The organism is Brevibacillus halotolerans, assembly GCF_026891775.1.
Lineage (GTDB): Bacteria > Bacillota > Bacilli > Brevibacillales > Brevibacillaceae > Brevibacillus_B > Brevibacillus_B halotolerans.
Map to the genome: position 1 here is coordinate 448,506 of NZ_JAPTNK010000002.1, position 18,604 is coordinate 467,109.

At 36.3% G+C, this 18,604-nt stretch carries 14 protein-coding genes and 3 pseudogenes; 12 read left to right on the forward strand and 5 right to left on the reverse strand.

Going from position 1 to position 18,604, the window contains the following annotated elements; all coding sequences use genetic code 11:
• Window positions 1-482: 482 nt before the first annotated feature.
• The 10 genes and pseudogenes from O0550_RS05070 (at window position 483) to O0550_RS05115 (ending at window position 11,878) form a co-directional block, all read left to right on the forward strand.
• Window positions 483-7,496 carry a non-ribosomal peptide synthetase gene (locus O0550_RS05070; RefSeq protein ID WP_258425725.1) on the forward strand — a complete coding sequence of 2,338 codons (7,014 nt, stop codon included), beginning with the start codon at window positions 483-485 and terminating at the stop codon, window positions 7,494-7,496.
• Between the two features lie 4 nt (window positions 7,497-7,500).
• Window positions 7,501-7,665 (forward strand): annotated as a pseudogene (locus tag O0550_RS05075) (YdhK family protein); the annotation flags it as partial.
• A gap of 67 nt (window positions 7,666-7,732) precedes the next feature.
• Window positions 7,733-8,009: pseudogene (locus tag O0550_RS05080) on the forward strand (terminase TerL endonuclease subunit); the annotation flags it as partial.
• Between the two features lie 111 nt (window positions 8,010-8,120).
• Window positions 8,121-8,288, forward strand: a complete 168-nt coding sequence (locus O0550_RS05085; RefSeq protein ID WP_258425726.1) for a hypothetical protein — start codon at window positions 8,121-8,123, stop codon at window positions 8,286-8,288.
• 275 nt (window positions 8,289-8,563) lie between these two features.
• Window positions 8,564-8,944, forward strand: coding sequence for a VOC family protein (locus tag O0550_RS05090; protein WP_096886859.1), 381 nt, complete (start codon window positions 8,564-8,566; stop codon window positions 8,942-8,944).
• Between the two features lie 462 nt (window positions 8,945-9,406).
• On the forward strand, window positions 9,407-9,550 hold the full coding sequence (locus O0550_RS05095) for a hypothetical protein (protein ID WP_258425727.1): 144 nt from the start codon (window positions 9,407-9,409) through the stop codon (window positions 9,548-9,550).
• A gap of 158 nt (window positions 9,551-9,708) precedes the next feature.
• Window positions 9,709-10,332, forward strand: a complete 624-nt coding sequence (locus tag O0550_RS05100; protein ID WP_258425728.1) for a glycoside hydrolase family 73 protein — start codon at window positions 9,709-9,711, stop codon at window positions 10,330-10,332.
• A 98-nt stretch (window positions 10,333-10,430) separates the two neighbouring features.
• The gene (locus O0550_RS05105) at window positions 10,431-10,958 is read left to right on the forward strand and encodes a sigma-70 family RNA polymerase sigma factor (RefSeq protein WP_258425729.1); all 528 of its coding nucleotides are present in this window, start codon (window positions 10,431-10,433) and stop codon (window positions 10,956-10,958) included.
• A gap of 5 nt (window positions 10,959-10,963) precedes the next feature.
• Entirely contained in the window at window positions 10,964-11,200 is a 237-nt protein-coding gene (locus O0550_RS05110; RefSeq protein ID WP_258425730.1) for a helix-turn-helix domain-containing protein, read from the forward strand.
• A 117-nt stretch (window positions 11,201-11,317) separates the two neighbouring features.
• On the forward strand, window positions 11,318-11,878 hold the full coding sequence (locus O0550_RS05115) for a DUF3238 domain-containing protein (RefSeq protein WP_022585456.1): 561 nt from the start codon (window positions 11,318-11,320) through the stop codon (window positions 11,876-11,878).
• A gap of 77 nt (window positions 11,879-11,955) precedes the next feature.
• Here O0550_RS05115 and O0550_RS05120 read toward each other — a convergent pair whose 3' ends face one another.
• Window positions 11,956-12,378 (reverse strand): hypothetical protein, encoded by a 423-nt coding sequence (locus O0550_RS05120; RefSeq protein ID WP_258425731.1) that lies wholly within the window; start codon window positions 12,376-12,378, stop codon window positions 11,956-11,958.
• A gap of 347 nt (window positions 12,379-12,725) precedes the next feature.
• Between O0550_RS05120 and O0550_RS24625 the strand changes: the two genes are divergently transcribed.
• Window positions 12,726-12,950: a DUF1036 domain-containing protein gene (locus O0550_RS24625; RefSeq protein WP_396125683.1), complete on the forward strand. Its 225-nt coding sequence runs from the start codon at window positions 12,726-12,728 to the stop codon at window positions 12,948-12,950.
• Window positions 12,951-13,331: 381 nt separating this feature from the next.
• On the opposite strand, the gene O0550_RS05125 is transcribed toward O0550_RS24625, so the two are convergent.
• Both O0550_RS05125 and O0550_RS05130 read right to left on the reverse strand, forming a co-directional pair.
• A complete protein-coding gene (locus O0550_RS05125; protein WP_258425732.1) occupies window positions 13,332-14,561 on the reverse strand; it encodes a Kelch repeat-containing protein in 1,230 nt (409 codons plus the stop codon).
• A gap of 686 nt (window positions 14,562-15,247) precedes the next feature.
• Window positions 15,248-16,387, reverse strand: coding sequence for an aminotransferase-like domain-containing protein (locus O0550_RS05130; protein ID WP_258425733.1), 1,140 nt, complete (start codon window positions 16,385-16,387; stop codon window positions 15,248-15,250).
• A 134-nt stretch (window positions 16,388-16,521) separates the two neighbouring features.
• On the opposite strand from O0550_RS05130, the gene O0550_RS05135 reads away from it, so the two are divergent.
• A complete protein-coding gene (locus tag O0550_RS05135) occupies window positions 16,522-16,740 on the forward strand; it encodes a hypothetical protein (RefSeq protein ID WP_258425734.1) in 219 nt (72 codons plus the stop codon).
• A gap of 674 nt (window positions 16,741-17,414) precedes the next feature.
• On the opposite strand, the gene O0550_RS05140 is transcribed toward O0550_RS05135, so the two are convergent.
• Both O0550_RS05140 and O0550_RS05145 read right to left on the reverse strand, forming a co-directional pair.
• Window positions 17,415-18,131, reverse strand: coding sequence for a hypothetical protein (locus O0550_RS05140; RefSeq protein ID WP_258425735.1), 717 nt, complete (start codon window positions 18,129-18,131; stop codon window positions 17,415-17,417).
• A gap of 345 nt (window positions 18,132-18,476) precedes the next feature.
• Window positions 18,477-18,604, reverse strand: a pseudogene (locus O0550_RS05145) (IS3 family transposase); the annotation flags it as partial.

Consider the following 18,604-nt stretch of genomic DNA (forward strand, 5'->3'; position numbering starts at 1 on the left):
ATATAAAAAAGTTCACAAAATTTACAAACACTTCAATGGAAGAATAATGCTAATATGTTATGGTGAGTCGCAAATGTTTATTTTTTCATAAAATATATTTTTGTGGAATATGTGATTTAGCTTTTACAGTGAGGTCAAAGGTTTTTTGCTGCAACAATATGTCACTCACATCGAAAAGGAGGCCAAGTATGATCGCATACAACCGCTTCAATTATCCTTGAGTAAAAGAGGTGATGATAAAATATTTGATAGATTCATATACAAAAAATCTTTTCTCACATCATGATGATTCCTCTGCATAAAGTACCGTCTTTCCTCAAGCGACTCCCTACATCTCTAGACATAACTCTCATAAATCTTAGATTAACGTCATCTATCCAAACATACAGTCAAACCTTGCAACATGCCGATAGCATCTACATAGTAAGCAATCATAGTATTTTTTTATATAAACTATAATTTCTAACAAGAGGTGCAGCAATATGAATAAGGATTTGCTTCAGTTATTTTCGTTGACTCATCCTCAACAAAGGATATGGTACTCCGAATTACTTTATCCAAATACGGGTGTATCGTCGATTTCATTGACAATTAAAATGAAAGGTAATATAAGTCTAGGTGCCTTGCAACAAGCTTTAAATATGATTATTTTCCGGCACGATGCCTTTCGGATTAAATTGACAGCTCAAAATGGCTATCCTCAGCAATATGTGGAGGAATATAGCGAAAAATCGTTCGAATGTTTCGATTTTTCAGGTGTTGATGGAGAAGCTCAGGCCTTAAAGTGGCTGGACCAGCACAATCGTACACCATTTGAACTTCTACATTCAGAATTGTATCAATTTATCATTTGCAAGATTAGTGACCAAGAATATTGGTACAATGTCAAAATTCATCATATTATCTGCGACGGAATCTCCGCAAGAATGTTCATCAATCAAGTGAACGAATACTATTCTCAGATTGCAAATGATGAGCTTCCAGAAATAACAGAGAATCATACTTATTTCGACTTTATACAAACGGAGCAGGACTATGAAAAATCGGATCGCTATCAAAAGGATAAATCGTATTGGGTAGATAAATTTAGCACCTTACCCGAAGTGATAGGGTTTAAATCATATAATCCTCTTACCTTAAGTACTGCTGGAAAAAGAAAAAATATTATCTTAGAAGAGCGTTTGTATTATAACCTGTATGAGTTTTGCAAACAAACAAACAGTAGTATGTTAACAATCTTTATGACTGCGTTGTACATCTACTTGCATAAAAAGACAACACAGAACGATGTTTCAATTGGTACATTCTATGCGAACAAAACAACCAAAAAGGAAAAAGAAATGCTAGGAATGTTCGTTAGTACAGTGCCAACACGGGTATTCGTTGATCCTGAGATGGATTTGCTTTCATTATTGAAAGTTGTATCAAAAGAGCAGGTTTCGATTCTACGTCATCAAAGATTCCCGTACAATCAAATGATGGAAGATTTACGAGAAGTACATCAGCATAAGGACCTTCAACGTCTCTTTGGTGTTTCTGTACAGTACCGTGCTATGAATTATTCGCAGTATGAAAATGTTGAAATTGAAGTTGATGAGAATTTTTGTGGAGACGTCATTAATGATTTTGAAATGAATGTGATTGAATTAGATAATCAAAAAATTCTGTTTCAACTAAATTATCGAGCACAGTTGTTTACAGAAATGGAGATGGAACAACTAATTCAACAGTTCTTTACCATTATTGAAACAATCATTCATCATCCTACATCAAAAATAGCGGACATATCCCTGCTTCGAGAAGAAGAGAAAAATATGATTATATCTGAATTTAATAATACGGTAATGGAATATCCACGCGAAAAGCTGATTCATCAGCTATTTGAAGAACAAGCAGCACGTATACCAGATCAGATAGCTGTCATTTGCGAGGGGGAACAACTTTCTTACCGGGAACTGAATGAAAGAGCGAATCAGTTAGCGCGAAAGCTACGTGCTGAAGGAGTAGTAGCTGATCAATTAGTTGGAATCATGGCAGAACGTTCATTAGAGATGATGATTGGAATTTTTGGGATTTTAAAAGCTGGCGGTGCCTATATGCCGATCGACCCGGAATTTCCAGAGGAAAGAATCCGCTACATGCTAGAAGATTCAAAAGCAAAACTACTCTTGGGTCAGAACCATTTGTTGGAGCGAGTGACTTTTGCTGGGAAGATAGTAGATATAAATGACGCTCAAAGCTATCACCAAGATGGTTCGAATTTGGAAGCGATAAATGGTCCGAATCACTTAGCCTATGTTATTTATACATCAGGTTCTACAGGCAAGCCTAAAGGAGTTATGATAGAACATCATTCAGTTATAAATCGACTGATGTGGATGCATGCAAAATACCCTATTTCATCCGCTGACACCATTATGCAAAAAACAGCGATTACGTTTGACGTATCAGTATGGGAGCTATTCTGGTGGTCGATGGTGGGCTCCAAAATGTGCCTATTATCTGTAGGAGGAGAAAAGAACCCTGAGCAAATCTTAGAGACAATAGCCGAACATCGCATTACAACAATGCATTTTGTTCCTGCGATGCTGCACGCTTTTCTGGATTATGTTGAACAACAGCCAAGTAAGTTGGTAGAGGAAAAACTACAGTCTTTACGTCAGGTTTTTGCGAGTGGGGAAGCATTGCCGCCACAGCATGTAGATAGATTCCGCCGAGCAATTTCTTCAGTATGTCAAGCTAGATTAATCAATTTATACGGACCAACGGAAGCTACTGTCGATGTTACGTATTTTGATTGTGATACAGATGAGGAACTAGCTACAATTCCGATTGGTAAACCTATATATAATACCCAACTTTACATCGTCCAGGCTAATTCTGAGAACCTTCAACCAATTGGGATAGCAGGTGAGTTATGCATTGCTGGTGTTGGTCTAGCAAGAGGGTACTTGAATCGACCGGAGCTTACGGAAGAGAAATTTGTGAAAAATCCGTTTGTCGCGGGAGAACGAATGTATAGAACAGGGGACTTAGCAAGGTGGCTACCAGATGGAAATATTGAATATTTGGGCCGAATTGATGATCAAGTAAAAATCCGTGGAGTTAGGATCGAACTTGGTGAGATTGAGTCACAAATGCGTAAGCTTGATGGTCTAAGAGAAGTAGTCGTTGTAGCGAAGCAAGATCAAGCGAAGGAAAAATTCCTCTGCGCATATATGGTCACAGATAGAGAGGTAAGCATATCGGAAATACGTGCCCATTTAACAACTCAGCTACCGATCGCGATGATTCCTACTACGTTTATTTCACTTGAAGCGATGCCATTAACTGCAAATGGAAAAATTGACAAGCGATCGTTACCAGATCCAGATAATTTTTTGCTTAACACAGAATATGTGGCTCCTCGAACACAATTGGAAGTACAACTTGCTACTGTCTGGCAACAAGTTTTAGGTATTGATCGAGTCGGATGTAAGGACGATTTCTTTGCATTAGGTGGACATTCCTTACGTGCTATGATGGTTCTATCTCAAATGCATAAAGAGTATCAAATGGATATTCCTTTACGTGTCCTATTTGAAAAACCAACGATCGAAGAAATAGCCCACTACTTGGAGAGCGAGCGCATGAAGCAGATCATTTCTATCCGACCTGCTACAAAGCAAGATTACTATCCGGTTTCAGCAGCACAACGAAGAATGTTTATTCTTAACCAGTTTGATGGGATAGATATCAGCTATAACATGCCTTCTATCATGCTACTGGAAGGAAAACTTGATCTGGTAAAACTAGAAACCGCTTTTAAAGGTTTAATCAACCGTCATGAGAGCTTGCGTACATCCTTTGAGTTAGTAAATGGTTCTCCCGTACAGAAAATCCATTCAGTAGTTGATTTTGAAGTCGATTATCAGGTAACTGTTGAAGAAGAGCTGGAAGAAATCATTGATGAGTTTATCAAACCATTCCAGTTAAATATGGCACCATTGCTTCGCGTCAAGCTTGTTCAAACCCGATTGGATCGTTATTTGTTACTAGTAGATACGCATCACATTATTTCTGATGGAGTATCATCTGGGATCATCATCAGCGAATTGGTGGAATTGTATCAAGGGAATACGTTACCGGAGCTTACGATTCAATATAAGGATTTTTCTGAATGGCAACATGAACAGTCTCAGACGGATTTGTATAAAAAACAGGAAGAACACTGGGTTCAAACATTTGCAGATAAAATTCCTGTGTTAAATCTACCGACAGATTTTCCGAGACCAAATACACAAAGCTTTGACGGAGATGTAATCACAAGAGGAACTGGCAAAGAGCTTATGGAAGGCTTGTACAAGATAGCTACAGACACAGGAACCACACTTTATATGGTCTTGTTAGCCGCATATAATGTACTTCTTTCCAAATATTCTGGTCAAGAAGATCTGATTGTGGGTACACCGGTTACAGGTCGATCGCATGTTGATTTACAGAGCACTGTTGGGATGTTTGTCAATACATTGGCCATGCGAAATAAACCAGCTAGATCAAAATCATTTAGAGAGTTTTTAATAGAAGTAAAACGAAATGCATTACAAGCTTATGAGAATCAGGATTATCCATTTGAAGAGCTAGTGGAGAAACTGGAGCTACAAAGCGATGTAAGCAGAAATCCAATGTTTGATACCATGTTTACTCTCCAAAACAGAGGAGAAGATTCTATTGAATTAGATGAGCTACGGTTTATTGCCTATGAAAGGGAAAATAAATGGAAACACTCTAAATTCGATATCACCTTTATCGCCACAGAAGAAAGAGATCAAATCATGATTGGTGTGGAATACTGCACCAAATTGTACCGTCAGGAAACAATAGAACGCTTGACGACAAATTTCCTTCAGATTATAAAAGCGATCGTAGATAATCCTGAAGTGAAGCTAGCTACTATCGAAATACTGACGAATGCAGAAAAAAATCAGCTTTTACAAGAGTTTAATAACACAGAAAGAAACTATCAGCAGGATACAACGATTCATCAGCTTTTTGAAGAACAGGTAAGAAAAACACCAGATCAGGTAGCACTTATCTGGAACAAGAAGGAGTTGACTTATCAAGAGCTAAATGAAAGAGCCAACCAATTAGCTCGTACGTTACGTAATAAAGGAATCGTTCCCAATCAACTAGTAGCTATTATGGTAGATCGTTCCGTAGAAATGATTGTTGGTATCATGGGTATCTTGAAAGCTGGAGCAGCCTATGTTCCTATTGATCCAGCTTATCCTACTGAACGTATTGAATATGTCTTAGAAGATAGCGGTGCTGTTCTTTTACTGACCCAGTCGCATTTGCTCAATGGATTAGCAGTTAATATGGTGAGGCTAGATTTAGATGAGGAGCAAAATTATGTAGTTGATGGAACCAATCTCACAGTTGTGAACCAACCAACTGACTTGGCATATGTAATCTATACTTCAGGTACAACTGGTAAACCAAAAGGTGTCATGATTGAACATCATTCCATCGTGAACTGCCTGCAATGGAGAAGAGACGAGTATGCATTTAATCCAAAGGATAAAGCTCTGCAGATTTTCTCATTTGCTTTTGATGGATTTGTAGCTAGTTTGTTTGCTCCTATGCTTGGAGGAGCCACTTCGATCTTGCCAAGGGAAGAAGAGGCAAAAGATCCATTTGCACTACGAAAATTGATCGCCTCTGAATCAATCACTCATTACTATGGTGTTCCAAGTCTGTTTAATGCAATTGTGGATAGCGCTACAGCAGAGGATTTACACCAATTACGTTGTGTCACTCTTGGAGGAGAAAAATTATCACCACAAATTGTCCACAAGATTAAACAAAAAAATCCTGCTATTGAGATTAACAATGAGTATGGACCTACGGAGAATAGTGTAGTTACGACGATCCAAAGAGCAATTGGAGTAGATCAAGCGATTACAATTGGTCGACCGCTAGCCAATGTAACTGTCTATATTGTTAATAATGAGCATCATTTACAGCCTATAGGAGTAGTAGGGGAGTTATGCATAGCAGGTCGTGGACTGGCTAGAGGTTATTTAAATCGACCAGAATTAACAGAAGAGAAGTTCGTTGCTAATCCATTTGTACCTGGGGAGCGCATGTATAAAACGGGTGATTTGGCCAAGTGGCGTCCAGATGGCACGATAGAATATGTTGGTCGGGTAGATGAACAAGTCAAAGTACGAGGTTTCCGAATTGAGATAGGAGAGATCGAATCTACCATTCTTCAGTATCATGGTGTTGGGGAGGTAGTGGTTACTGCTCAACAGGATCAACATGCACAGCAATATTTATGTGCTTACTTTGTAGCTGAAAAGGAAGTTGTACTGGCTGATCTGAGAAAATTTGTTTCCAAGGAACTCCCAGCCTACATGGTTCCTACTTACTTCGTACAGCTTTTAGAACTACCTACTACTGCTAACGGAAAAGTAGATAAGAGAGCATTGCCAAAGCCTCAGAACGTCGGCGTTGCAGCAAAAGAATATATTGCTCCTAGAAACATGGTAGAGGAACAATTGGCTGCCATTTGGCAAGAAGTGTTAGAGGTAGAGAAAATTGGAATCACCGATCATTTTTTTGAAATCGGGGGACATTCCTTAAAAGCGATGCTTCTCATATCAAAGGTGTATGAGTACATGCAGGAAGAGTTGCCGTTGCATCTCGTATTCCAGCATCCAACGATTGAAAAAATGGCAGAGTTTATTTTGCATAAGCAGTACGAGCAAAACGCGGGTTACCCGATTCTACTAAATAAAGAAACAAATCGACCTGTATTTAGCTTTACACCGATTGCAGCCCACAGTACCTTCTATCAAAAGCTTGCTGAAGAAGTCCACGACATTTCTTTATATAGCTTTGACTTCATAGAAGAAGACAATCGCATTGAGCAGTACGTCAATGCAATTACTCAGATTGATTCTGAGGGGCCGTATACTTTGATGGGGTATTCCTCTGGCGGTAACTTAGCTTTTGAAGTAGCTAAAGTATTGGAAAACCAAGGAAGACAGGTGTCCAGCATTATTTTATTTGACTCCTATTGGAAGGATAAAGCAATTGAACAAACGGCTACTGAAGCAAGAAAAGAAATTGGAGCCTATTTTAAAAAAATAGCAGAAAATAACGAGCTGTTTAATATGAAAAAAGAGGATCTAGAGCAGTTCATAACTAACGATTTTATCAAACAAAGTTTTTTTCAAAACATGTTCAGTTATCTGATGTTCCATAATCAATTAGTAAATAAAGGTAATATAAAGGCCGCTATTCATCTCATCCAAGCAGAATGCGAGCAAGGAAACGTAACAGCCTATGAGGCTGAAAAATGGAATGAGGAAGTGTGGGCACGGGCATCTGAACGATTTATAAACTATCGTGGCTATGGAGATCATCCGAGGATGCTTAGCGGAGAACAAGTTACTAAAAATGGCTCCATACTCAAAGAGATTCTCGAAGCGAGTTTTGCTCTGAAGTAAATAAGTTACTTTAGACGCAGACCACATGCCAGGTATAAAAGGAGCAACTGCTAAATTTGATTCAGTTGAACATACTACAGCGTATATGGTTGATTACACTCCGACAACTGGTGGAGAACCAATGAAAAATCATAAATGGGTAACAGAGAGTGAACTTTCAACTAAATAAAAGTTTGAAAATAGGGTTAGAAAATAAAGAAGCAATTCTTGATGGATTGCTTCTTTATTTGTCCTATATTAAGGCGTATATTCAGCACATGGAGCGCGAAAAGGAATAGAAAATCAAAGAAATTTGTTACGATCCATACAATGCAACTCAATTCGCTGCTGATATGGAAGCAGAAGGCTATACCATGATTGAAATTAGGCAAGGGGGCGTACTCTATCAGAGCCGACTAAGAATTTTAGAGAAATGGTCTTAGAAAAGAAGGTTCTAATGACAAGAACCCTGTCCTGGAATGGTCACTTGGAAACGCAGTTATTAAGATGGATGCCCAAGAAAATATTGGTCTTTTCTTTTGCAAGGGGGCGATCTGGTTTTTGACAAAGGAGAACTTGCAATGGGGTTGACAAGGGATATCTTCAAGCTGGGTGGAACGATTTTGAAGTTAAGGCAGGCTCAGCATGATAGAGAGTGGTAGTAGTACGCATAAAGTGACAGCATACTTACAAGCTGATACGGAGTTTTACGATACAGTACGAGTCTGGGATCAATACAACAACGCTAGTTTAGTGATAGACAATACCTTAAAACATATAAAGCTCCAACAGCTACTCCATTATTACCTGTAGGTAGTAGGGACAAACCAGGAGGCGCCATTTTAGCATCTATCCTAAAATGAGATTACTACGAGCCTCAAGGTTTTATCAATACTCTTTTGAGATAAGTATTGCCGTAACAGATCTGTTTTTACAATTACAATCAGCAGATAATGCTGTGGCTTTTAAAAAAATTGATTTAAAATAAAGATGGAGTTAAATGTTATGATTTTGATGCCAAAGTATAATGAAATGCTCAAAAGTAAAAAATCAATATTAACTGAACTAATAGAAAGGAAGAGAAGAAAATGATTAATAAAGTCGGTCAAATTATGTTATATGTAAATAACCAAGATGAGGCATTGCAATTTTGGACAGAAAAAGTAGGGTTTAGCGTAGTTTCTGAAGAAGATAATGGTCAAGGGTTAAGATGGATTGAAATTGCTCCAACAAATGAGGCAGGAACGAGTATCATTCTCCACAATAAGGAACTAATTGCTAAAATGCAGCCTGAATTAAATCTTAATACACCTTCGCTGATGTTTTTCTCGGAAGATCTCGATAAGTTATATAAAGACTTTTCAGATAAAAAAATTACAGTCGGGGAAATTGTAAGTATGCCTTCTGGTAGAGTGTTTAACTTTGCTGATAATGAAAAAAATTACTTTGCAGTCATGGAAAAAAAGTAAATCATAAAATTATAGAAGAAACAAACATCAAAAGTCGTTTGGATGTTGAGTGAACAATAAACACCGTCAGTTATCAATCAAGCTTTTTTATAAAAATCGAGCCATCATTTATAAGTCAGGAATCCATTTTGATCAATCTTTTTTCAAAATGGATTCTTTTATTTTGGTGTAAAATGCAGGTTTACGCGCATATTTTGATCAAACTGTTTGGGTTGATAATAAATGTGCAACTGTTTATTAAGTAATATCTGGAGAGAAAACTCTGGAGCAGGTGCCTAAACAACTAATAGATAAAGACCTGAAGTGAAACGACAACTAACTGTACTGGGATATGAGGATTTAGCCAAGTAACGCCTTCTCGATCAGAGAGGGGTTTTTTCATTCATGGGGAGCTGATAGGCTCCCTTTTCATTTTTGCCCCTAGGGGGTGATAAGGAGAGGGAAAAGCATGGAAGAGAGTTAATGAACGCATTCCTTCAACAGGGGCCGTTCACTGCTCTGTTTGTTTGGCTGTTATTCTCTACAAAAAAGGAAGGAAGAGAGAGCGAGGCCCAACTAGTAAAACAGGCTCAGACACGCGTCCCCAAAATGATTACATTCTTTTAGCTATTGTTGAGATGGCAATAGCCTATAATGCAATAAACGCTTTATTGTTCAAGGGGAGATTTACTCGAAGCTGGCAAGATAGCTTTTATTGAGGCAACGGCTGCCATTGGGATTCATTCAGGAGTTAAAAATTCGTTTCAGAAGGGAGATGTGGAGCAATGAAACCACAGGATTTTATAGATAAGATAGCACCTAGTGCTGTAGCTGACATGAAGAAAACGAAGATACCTGCATCTCTTACAATTGCTCAGGCAATCCTGGAATCAGCTTGGGGAGAGAGCGGGCTAACTAAACGAGGAAACAACCTCTTTGGCATCAAAGGAACAGGTCCAGCAGGTGTTTGCGCCATGCCTACAAAGGAGAATTATAACGGTCAATGGACAACCATTACAGCTAATTTCAGAGCTTACAACAATTGGGGAGAGTCTATTGCAGACCATTCGAAGCTAATTCTTAACGGCACAAGAGACAAGCCTACACGCTATCATGGCGTACTAGGTGCTGATTATAAGACGGCTTGCTACGCAATCCATAAAGGCGGTTATGCCACAGATCCTGGTTATCCAGGTAAGTTAATTGGATTGATTGAAAAGTATGGGTTAGCTAAATATGACAAGGAGGAAATAACGATGAAACCAGAGGTAGCAAATGAAATTATTAGCCATTTACAAGGGCAATGGGCTTTTTACAATCAAATGGGAATTAAGGATAAGGCTGTAAGGATCGGGCAATTGGCAGATGAGTTGAGGGTTGCAAGTGGGCAAGGAAGAAAGAATGAATAATAACGGTTTAGAGTGTGCCAGTTACGTGCTGGCACAATTTATTTTTTGCTATAAAACAGAACGTACATTCGTATCAAATGTAGATTGGTGGTCAAATAATGATAGATACAATTAACAAAAAATCTGTGAAAAATAAAATAATCGCTAACTTCTTGAGCAGAGAAGAGAATAAGAGTCTTTATGACAAAGTGATTTCAAACCCTTTAGACACTGGAGCAAGTGAAAAACTAAATGAAAGTTTCATAGAATATTTTGGTGAAATAAGGTTGGTAAAATATTTTGCTTCTTTAATAGAGTTTTCTTCGATCAATTATTCTAAGAAAAATCGTGAGGCAGAAGAAAAACTAGTCCCCATAATTTTTGAGAATGATGCAAAAGAAACAATTTCTAATGAGGATGATTACTTTACAGAAAACAATGACCTTTTAGAGGTAATTGGAAACGAAAGTTTGTACTTAGCGTTAACCGCATTAACTGATAAAGAAAAATTGATATTAAAGTATTTAGTCATTGATGGGTACGATGTTAGTTTTATTTCAAAGAAGACAAATACAACTAAGCAATCAGTTTCAAAGACGAAGATTAGGGCACTAAATAAGTTGAAAAAGTTACTTGTGGAAAGGTAGATGTCATGACTTTAATTGAATTGATTAAAAAAGCAAAGCAACATGATACAGAAGCAATGATTAAAATTTGTGAAAAATTTGAGCCGAAAATTCGGAAAGAGATTGCAAAAGCACCTAATCATTTAAAAGAAGATGTAAGACAAGAAATCACAAAAAATATAATAGAAGCAGTATACAGATATGATATGAAAAACATCCCCGATTTATTTAGATATATTAATTCTAATGAAAAAAAAGATTAGGTTGACTATTTTTGTTTTTTTATACCTTACCTTATATGAAACGTAAAAGATCGAATGTTTTGAAGGGAAACACTTGATCTTACCCTTCCGTTCAAATATAAGAATTGAGGTGTTTTTTTGGGAAATTTTATAATTACTTTTAAAACATTTATTCCAGAAGCTAAAATAGAAGAACCTGTCTGGGGTCACTGGTATAAAGGTGATAATCGAGGTTTTGATTTTTATGGAAGTTATCGTACCAAACAAAAAATTGTAATTAATTTTGATAATAAGACTATTGAAGATAAGCCTTATATTGGCGAAACTCATAATTTGACAACAGGAGAAACAGGAACTGCACCTACGAGTGACCTTAAATTACTTGATGTACAATGGGGTGGTTCAAATCAAGTAAAATTTAAAGTTGTTTGCTCAAGTAAAAATCCTTTGGTTAAAGGAGCTCCGGCGATTGATTACGAGTTTAAAGTAACTTTTAAATCAGATGGTACTGGATTTATTGAAGGATTGCATGACGGGTTCCCAAATTATGAAGTATATATCAATACTTCAAGTTCATTGGGAAGAAATAAAAACGTTATTTATACGTATGGTCATAAAAATGAAACAGCTAGGGCTCTCTTTCCTCCAATGGATAAGGGTGTAAGTCGTCGTCCATTTGCAGTTCGCATTGGCAAGTAAAAAAAGAGAATTATCTAAAAACATAAAAATCAAAAAGGCTCCTTTTCAATAGAAAGGGAGCCTTTTGATTCTTAACTCTATACAATGATAAGCAATAAGATTGTGAAAATCGGACCACTAAAACTTAATAAAGTCGAAATTAATTTAGTGTTTTTAAATTGCGCTACGAAAAACATAATTGAACCGAATATAGTAATGAAAGGTAAAATGATTGCCTTAGGATAAAGCGTATAGAGTACAGCTCCGAAAATACTACCTAATACAATGAAGAAAAATGTACAAATGAGCCAGCTTTTAATTCTACTTTTTCGTAAAATAGTAAGTAACAACCAGCCAAAGATGCAACAAAGATAATTAAATAATGAAATAAATAAAATAACAGCATCAAAACCTGATTTTCTTAAATCAGAAAAATCAATTGTATGACTTAAAGAAAATATAAAGAAAATTAAATTAGCAAAGAACAGAGATAATCCTGCTCCAGACAAGTATGATCGCATTTAGATCATAACCCCCTTACATTAATATTAATTATTATACCATAAAATGGGTTTTGTTTAATGGTTCTTAATCTTACTAACAGTGTAAATTTTGAAATGTTAGATTTTTAAATGAGGGTTTAAACATCGGGCAATTGGCAGATGAACTAAGGATTGCAAGTGGACAAGCACCTCAAAACATATAACTCTTAAAAGGTTCCGCTAAGAAAAAATGTTACTTTTAGCTAAAATCATTTTTTCGTCATGGGGAAATAACTTTATCTTTACTTGATGTAAGACACCCATTGTTAAAATTTTTCATAATAATATATCGTGAATTAGTTTAACAAAGGAAAGGAGCGAAGACGATGTCTATTGTTTTTGGCAACAATACCTCAAGAACTGTATTTGCTTGCTTCAGCCTTTTTGATCCTAACTGTAATGGTTGGAATAAGTTTGGATGGTGGACTTTTGAGCCTGGCAGGCGAAGGGCGATCAAGGAGGGTGATACCCGGGGGCTAAGGTTCTTCTTCTACGCAGAGGACGCCTTTGGAAATGTATGGAATGGTGATTTGCGAACTACCGTACCGTAAGTGTCGTTCTATATGTGCTGGCAAGATGGATGCCCCCCTCCTTGTAGAGAAATAGGATTTAGGCAAGTAGATACCGACAATTCGCCCGTATTTATATTCGATATAGGCTCCGCGCATTAAATTTCATGAATATCCGTTTCTATGGTCAATCCCTTGGTGAGCTTGCCGATCGGGCAAGGGTTACAAGTGGACAGGAATAAATAACTATAACCCTCTTTAATCGGGAGGTTTTTCATTCTTTTTCTTGACAATCATCTCTGCAACCATTTTGCTTATTTTCATGAAATTTTGCAACCAAACATTAGTTATTTAAAAAACTTACTGATCACCTTAAAAAACATGAGAACCCCCTCCACACATAGTGTAAGAGGGGGTATCTTATTATCTACTGTATTCTTGAACCTCAAAGCTCTCAATATGACTGTAGCTAATAAAGTCTTTTCTAGAAGTAAAAGGTCCGATGTTGTATTTCTTATTAACGATGTATGCTTCTTTACCGTTTCCTTTGGCTCTACCTTCATACCATTCGGTAAAGTTTCTTATTTCTTCATTTGTCATTTCATATTCTTTGATTAAACCACTATCCATGTAAATAACTAAGAGTGCGTTTCCGGTTGGATTAGGGTTAGGATTAGGTTCTGGATCTGGATTGGGATCCGGATTAACTAAGTCTGAAAGATCTAATTCTTGGACATCTGAAGTAGAACTAGCTGATCCGTCTTTTGTGGTACCTCCAACAACATACAGCTTACCCTTTACTATTCCCGAATAATAACCAAATCTATTTAAAGGAGTAAAAGAAGCAGGGTGTGTTATTAATTTTTTAGAATTTAAATTATAATATTTTATTTGAGTACTACTACTAGATATAAAGAAGAGTTTTCCATCATAATTTATCTCTGGATATACGGGAACAAAATCTGAAGGGATGTCATCATCTAGTGTCCAAGTATCTTTTAAATGGTCATATGTATATATTTTAAGACCCTTATCAGGAACAAATTCGATTGCATAAATAGAGTTGTTTAAAACTCCAAAAGAGAGTGAGTTACCTTCGAAAGGTAATGGATTTTTAGAAATCCATGTATTTGTTTCAGGATTAAATACTTGTACTAATTTAGTTGTTCCTAATTTTTCTGAGATTCCCCCAAATACATAAATGTTGTTTTCAAAAGAAATAGCTTTAGCATTTCTAATAGCTTGAGGCATGGATTGTTTCCGGCTCCAACTATTAGAGATTGGATCATACTCTTCAACAATGTTCGTTTCTGAGGCAGTATTAGCAACATAACCACCTATAGCATAAAATTTTCCTTGGTTTTCTACAAACGATGTGAAATACCTACCTACAGAGGAGTTAAGTAATTTATACCATTTATCTTTTTCAGGATCGTACATCTCAAGATTAGCCATGGAATCAAACCCTGTGGTTCCTCCGTATATATAGATCTTATCTTCATGGACTATTCCTTCACCATAGCTGTATCTAGCCGTCGGCATTGGTGCTTTTTTAACCCATTCCATTTCTTCTGCTGCAAAGGAATGCGTCTGAAAACTAAATAAGGTCATAATCATAGCAATAGCGAATAGTCCTATTTTCTTTAGGTTCATTTGTTTAACACTTTTACTCTATCTGTATAGAAAGAGAAAAGTGCTTACCTCCTTCATGATTGTATGTAAGAATAACGAATAAAAAATGTTGTAAGAATAGTAGCTATGTCGGCCGACACATTTGCATTATAAGAGATTGAATTTCATAAAACAAAACATAAATTGAAAAATATGTAATTAATTATGGTGTATTTTGTATATTTTTAAAAAAATATTTTCTTTTTTTAATTATGATAGGAAAGAAATATAATCTCTTTCTTAGGCGTAACGGAACATTAAATCATTTATACACAGAAAAACCCCCTAGGAAGCCTAGAGGGTTTTAGTTATTTAAACAACTTACCAATCACCTTAAATATATCAAAAGTAGTCCTGTTATAAACTTATTATAAGCATACTTCTTAGGATTTCTGAGCCATCCCCAGCCTCTCGGAATTTTCAGCCCAACTCGAAGTACTAACTCTCTTATTAGGCTTTGTCCTAGCTACTACACGCTTTTTGAAACTTGATTTACGCATTCCAAACTTCATAGCAACCACCTTTTTTTCTTCAATAAAGGTACATGCTCTCAGCTCTATAAGCAACATTCGACATAACAAATCTTTATTTTCGCAAAAAAATCGTATGTCACGGATATTCTGAACATACGATTTTCTGCCAACCACTCCAAAGAATTTTCTCAAATTCTACTTGGTAATTTGTCCTGTTTCTTCATCGGTATTTAGTAAGAAATTCTTAAGTATGCAAAGTCCTTTCTCCAATTCATCAGCATCCTTGGCAGATGTCAACGAGATACGAATAAACTGATCAGATTCATCTTTTTTGACCAAAAAACGATGGGAATGATACACATGAATACCATGTGCCAAAGCGTTCTGTTCAAACTGTTTCAGTTGATACCTTTGGCGCAACGGAAGCCAACGAAAGAAACTCAAAGGGTTTTCGTTAGAATTTTTTTGAAAATATTGTTGATAGAGAAGATTACGTTCTTTGGCAATTTCCCTCTTTTGAGTAATAATCTTCTCTGCACAACCAGTATTGATCAACTCTGTTATAACTTCTGCATTTAATGCGGAGGTCTTTATATTGATATTGAAAATTCCGTGAGTGATTTTTTCAGCAAACTGATTGGCGTAGGCTAAAAATCCAACTCGTATGCCTGAGCTTAGTGATTTAGAGATACTTAAACTATAAACAAAGCGTTCCGGTACAAAGTGTGAAATAGGTAGGTAACCTTGTGGAGCAAGGAAAGAAAATATGTCATCTTCCATTAGTATAAGGTTGTGTTTCTTTATGACCTTTGCTATATCCCTTCTTCGATTCATATCCATAGTGACAGCAGTCGGATTATTACAGGAAGGAATTAAATAGATTCCCTGCAAATGATTTGTTCTGCATACGGTATCTAACCGTTCTGGTATCATCCCAAAGATATCTCCTTCTACTGGAACTAAATGAATATTAAGCATATTTGCCAATTCTATAAAATTAGGATAGGTATACGTATCTACCGCAATTTTATCCCCGGGATTAAACAAGGACATTAAAATCAGCGTAAGGGAATTTTGTCCTCCAGAAGTTATCGCAATATTTTCAACAGATACATCCATGTTAAAGCGCTCCATCCACTTTTTGGCTGCCATTCTATGATAAGGCATGCCTAACGGATGTCTGTAATCTAATAATTTTTCCAAATAATTTTTAGTGACGATGCTTTTAATTGTTTCTGCTACGAATGCATTTGAGCAATCAAGTGGTTCTATAATCCCCATCTCTATTACATTCTTTTTCTCTTCACTATCTGCTTTAAAAATAGCATTTCCCACATTAGGAGCGACAAAGGTTCCACTTCCGGTAACAGCGTAAATTAATCCTTTAACTTCACATATTTTAAACGAAGAAATGGGTATTTAAAATCAAAGGAGATTTCTCAAGTTCACCTGTAATCGGTAAAGGGGGCGTGATTTATTTTCGCACATCAAAAACAAGCTATATGCCGTCAACCCGAAATTATACAGCTAGCAAAGAATATAATCATACCTCTGGAGTGAGAAAGACGGAACCGAAGCTTGATTCAGATGGAACGATCTATCTAGGAAGTTCCAATTCATCTGAAATTATGGCTGTCTATCCAACAGGACAGGAGAAATGGAGAATTTCTCTAAAAGAGCACGCCTGAGGACAATTTACAATATTTAATCCTGCATTAGGGGCTGATGACACGCTGTATGTAGCAAGCTATGAAAAACTCTTTGCCATTAGTTCAGATGGAACACTCTAGTGGGTGAAAACGATAGAAGGAAAATACATTTTAGGGAAGGCCTTTTAATCGGAGCAGATAGCATGGTTTATTGGATCGGTGTATACGTAACACAACCAGAAGAAACCAGAATTGCATGCGTAGCTTTCTTGCCCAATGGTGAACAAAAATAGATATTTCAAAGTGATACTGGAATCATTTCAGGAAAGGCTGTTTTAGGTAATCGTGTCATCTATTTTCCATCGTATTATACTGGAATTATGACGATTGGAGAGAAATCGGTAAAAAAATGGAACCGCTATCTATCAAAAATTAGGGTAATATTATGCCATTGATCGGGATTTTTTAGCTCTTCGACAATAACGATTGTGATTCGATTGTAGAAGAGGCAATAATTACGCTTTATACAGGGATAGGTAACCTGAGACCCTTTGCCCCATAAAGAAACAACTCCTTTAAATTTAAGTAACAACATAGTAGAATATACCTTCTGATAATGCAAGGAATTTGAATACTTATTACACAACTTATCAACTTTCTAAGGGAGATACTACGTCTAAATAGTATCTCCCTTAAATTTTTTCAATGTTACATTATTTAGTAATTACCACTTTTATCTCTTTAGTTGTTAGAAGGGATAATTTTGATTTAATATACGAACATATATATTCAAATACGATTGGGTCAAATTTCATGAAGTCATCTTCTGGTATCCCTATATTAAGTGAGTGATTTAATTTATGAGCAGGGGAGAAGCTATCATACAAAGTATTAATAACCTCTTTGGAAAATGATAAGTTTTGCATGGAGTCACTACGGTGGAATTCTGACAAAGTTAAGTAGTTATTATAAGCTTGGAGTAATTCATTTATGGAAAGAGCTTGTTCTACCTTAGTTTTAACACTAGATAAAGTAAACAGGCATTCTTCTAAGCTTCTTGTAGTTGTCAGCAACTGAATATCTTCTCTTACATTGGATGAATTGATAGATTCATCGTTGTACTGATCGTCTTGAAGTAATAGTTCTAAGTAGAAATTAAACTTAGATGTACTGTCCATCTGGCTAGCAGCATCATGATAATCAACTACAAAACAGTTTTTGAAAAGATCGGTTTGAGATATCCATTTTACCTGGTCTATATTCAAGTAAGTTAGAACGTTATTTGTAATAGGGGATTTCATTATTAGTTGATCGGACAAATTATAAATAGAGGCTGGTTTTGAAATTATTTTGAAATCCCCATTGTTATCTTTTCGTTGTAATAACTCAATACGATTCCGTTTAGGCCAGCTACTTAATAAATTTATCATATCATCAGCCTCAAGCGGAATCTCATTTTCCTTCACAACGAGAATGTGTCTAATCTTGTTACCGTTACCGATTACAAAAGAAAATCTTTCTATAATTTTTCTAGAAATTCTTTTAGCCCATTCTTCCTCAATAAGAAATTCGGTCCAAACATCCTTTGGAACATAATACCGGTTTTTTAGTTGCTTGGTTTCTATGTGGCAATCCTTTTGATTTTTTTCTCGGGAATATAAAACATTTCTACTAATTTCATTTCTTTAGGAAGTATGTAAGTTTCCGCTTGTAACCGAGATTTAACTTGAAGTAGTGGATTTGAGTCAATATCTTGGACACAATTAAGTTAAGTACTAGGATGCTTTTCTTTGCAAGTCTTCTACTTCTTGAGGTGTTTTGTAGCCTAGACTACCATGTATTCGGGTTCGGTTATACCAACCTTCTATATATGTAAAAAGCGCAAGCTTTGCAGATTCATAAT

Bases quoted from the DNA above. Each gene is read 5' to 3' on its own strand.
- O0550_RS05070 (WP_258425725.1), top strand. From the start codon at position 483: ATGAATAAGGATTTGCTTCAGTTATTTTCGTTGACTCATCCTCAACAA.
- O0550_RS05085 (WP_258425726.1), top strand. From the start codon at position 8,121: ATGATAGAGAGTGGTAGTAGTACGCATAAAGTGACAGCATACTTACAA.
- O0550_RS05090 (WP_096886859.1), top strand. From the start codon at position 8,564: ATGATTAATAAAGTCGGTCAAATTATGTTATATGTAAATAACCAAGAT.
- O0550_RS05095 (WP_258425727.1), top strand. From the start codon at position 9,407: ATGAACGCATTCCTTCAACAGGGGCCGTTCACTGCTCTGTTTGTTTGG.
- O0550_RS05100 (WP_258425728.1), top strand. From the start codon at position 9,709: ATGAAACCACAGGATTTTATAGATAAGATAGCACCTAGTGCTGTAGCT.
- O0550_RS05105 (WP_258425729.1), top strand. From the start codon at position 10,431: ATGATAGATACAATTAACAAAAAATCTGTGAAAAATAAAATAATCGCT.
- O0550_RS05110 (WP_258425730.1), top strand. From the start codon at position 10,964: ATGACTTTAATTGAATTGATTAAAAAAGCAAAGCAACATGATACAGAA.
- O0550_RS05120 (WP_258425731.1), bottom strand. From the start codon at position 12,378: ATGCGATCATACTTGTCTGGAGCAGGATTATCTCTGTTCTTTGCTAAT.
- O0550_RS24625 (WP_396125683.1), top strand. From the start codon at position 12,726: ATGTCTATTGTTTTTGGCAACAATACCTCAAGAACTGTATTTGCTTGC.
- O0550_RS05125 (WP_258425732.1), bottom strand. From the start codon at position 14,561: ATGAACCTAAAGAAAATAGGACTATTCGCTATTGCTATGATTATGACC.
- O0550_RS05140 (WP_258425735.1), bottom strand. From the start codon at position 18,131: ATGATAAATTTATTAAGTAGCTGGCCTAAACGGAATCGTATTGAGTTA.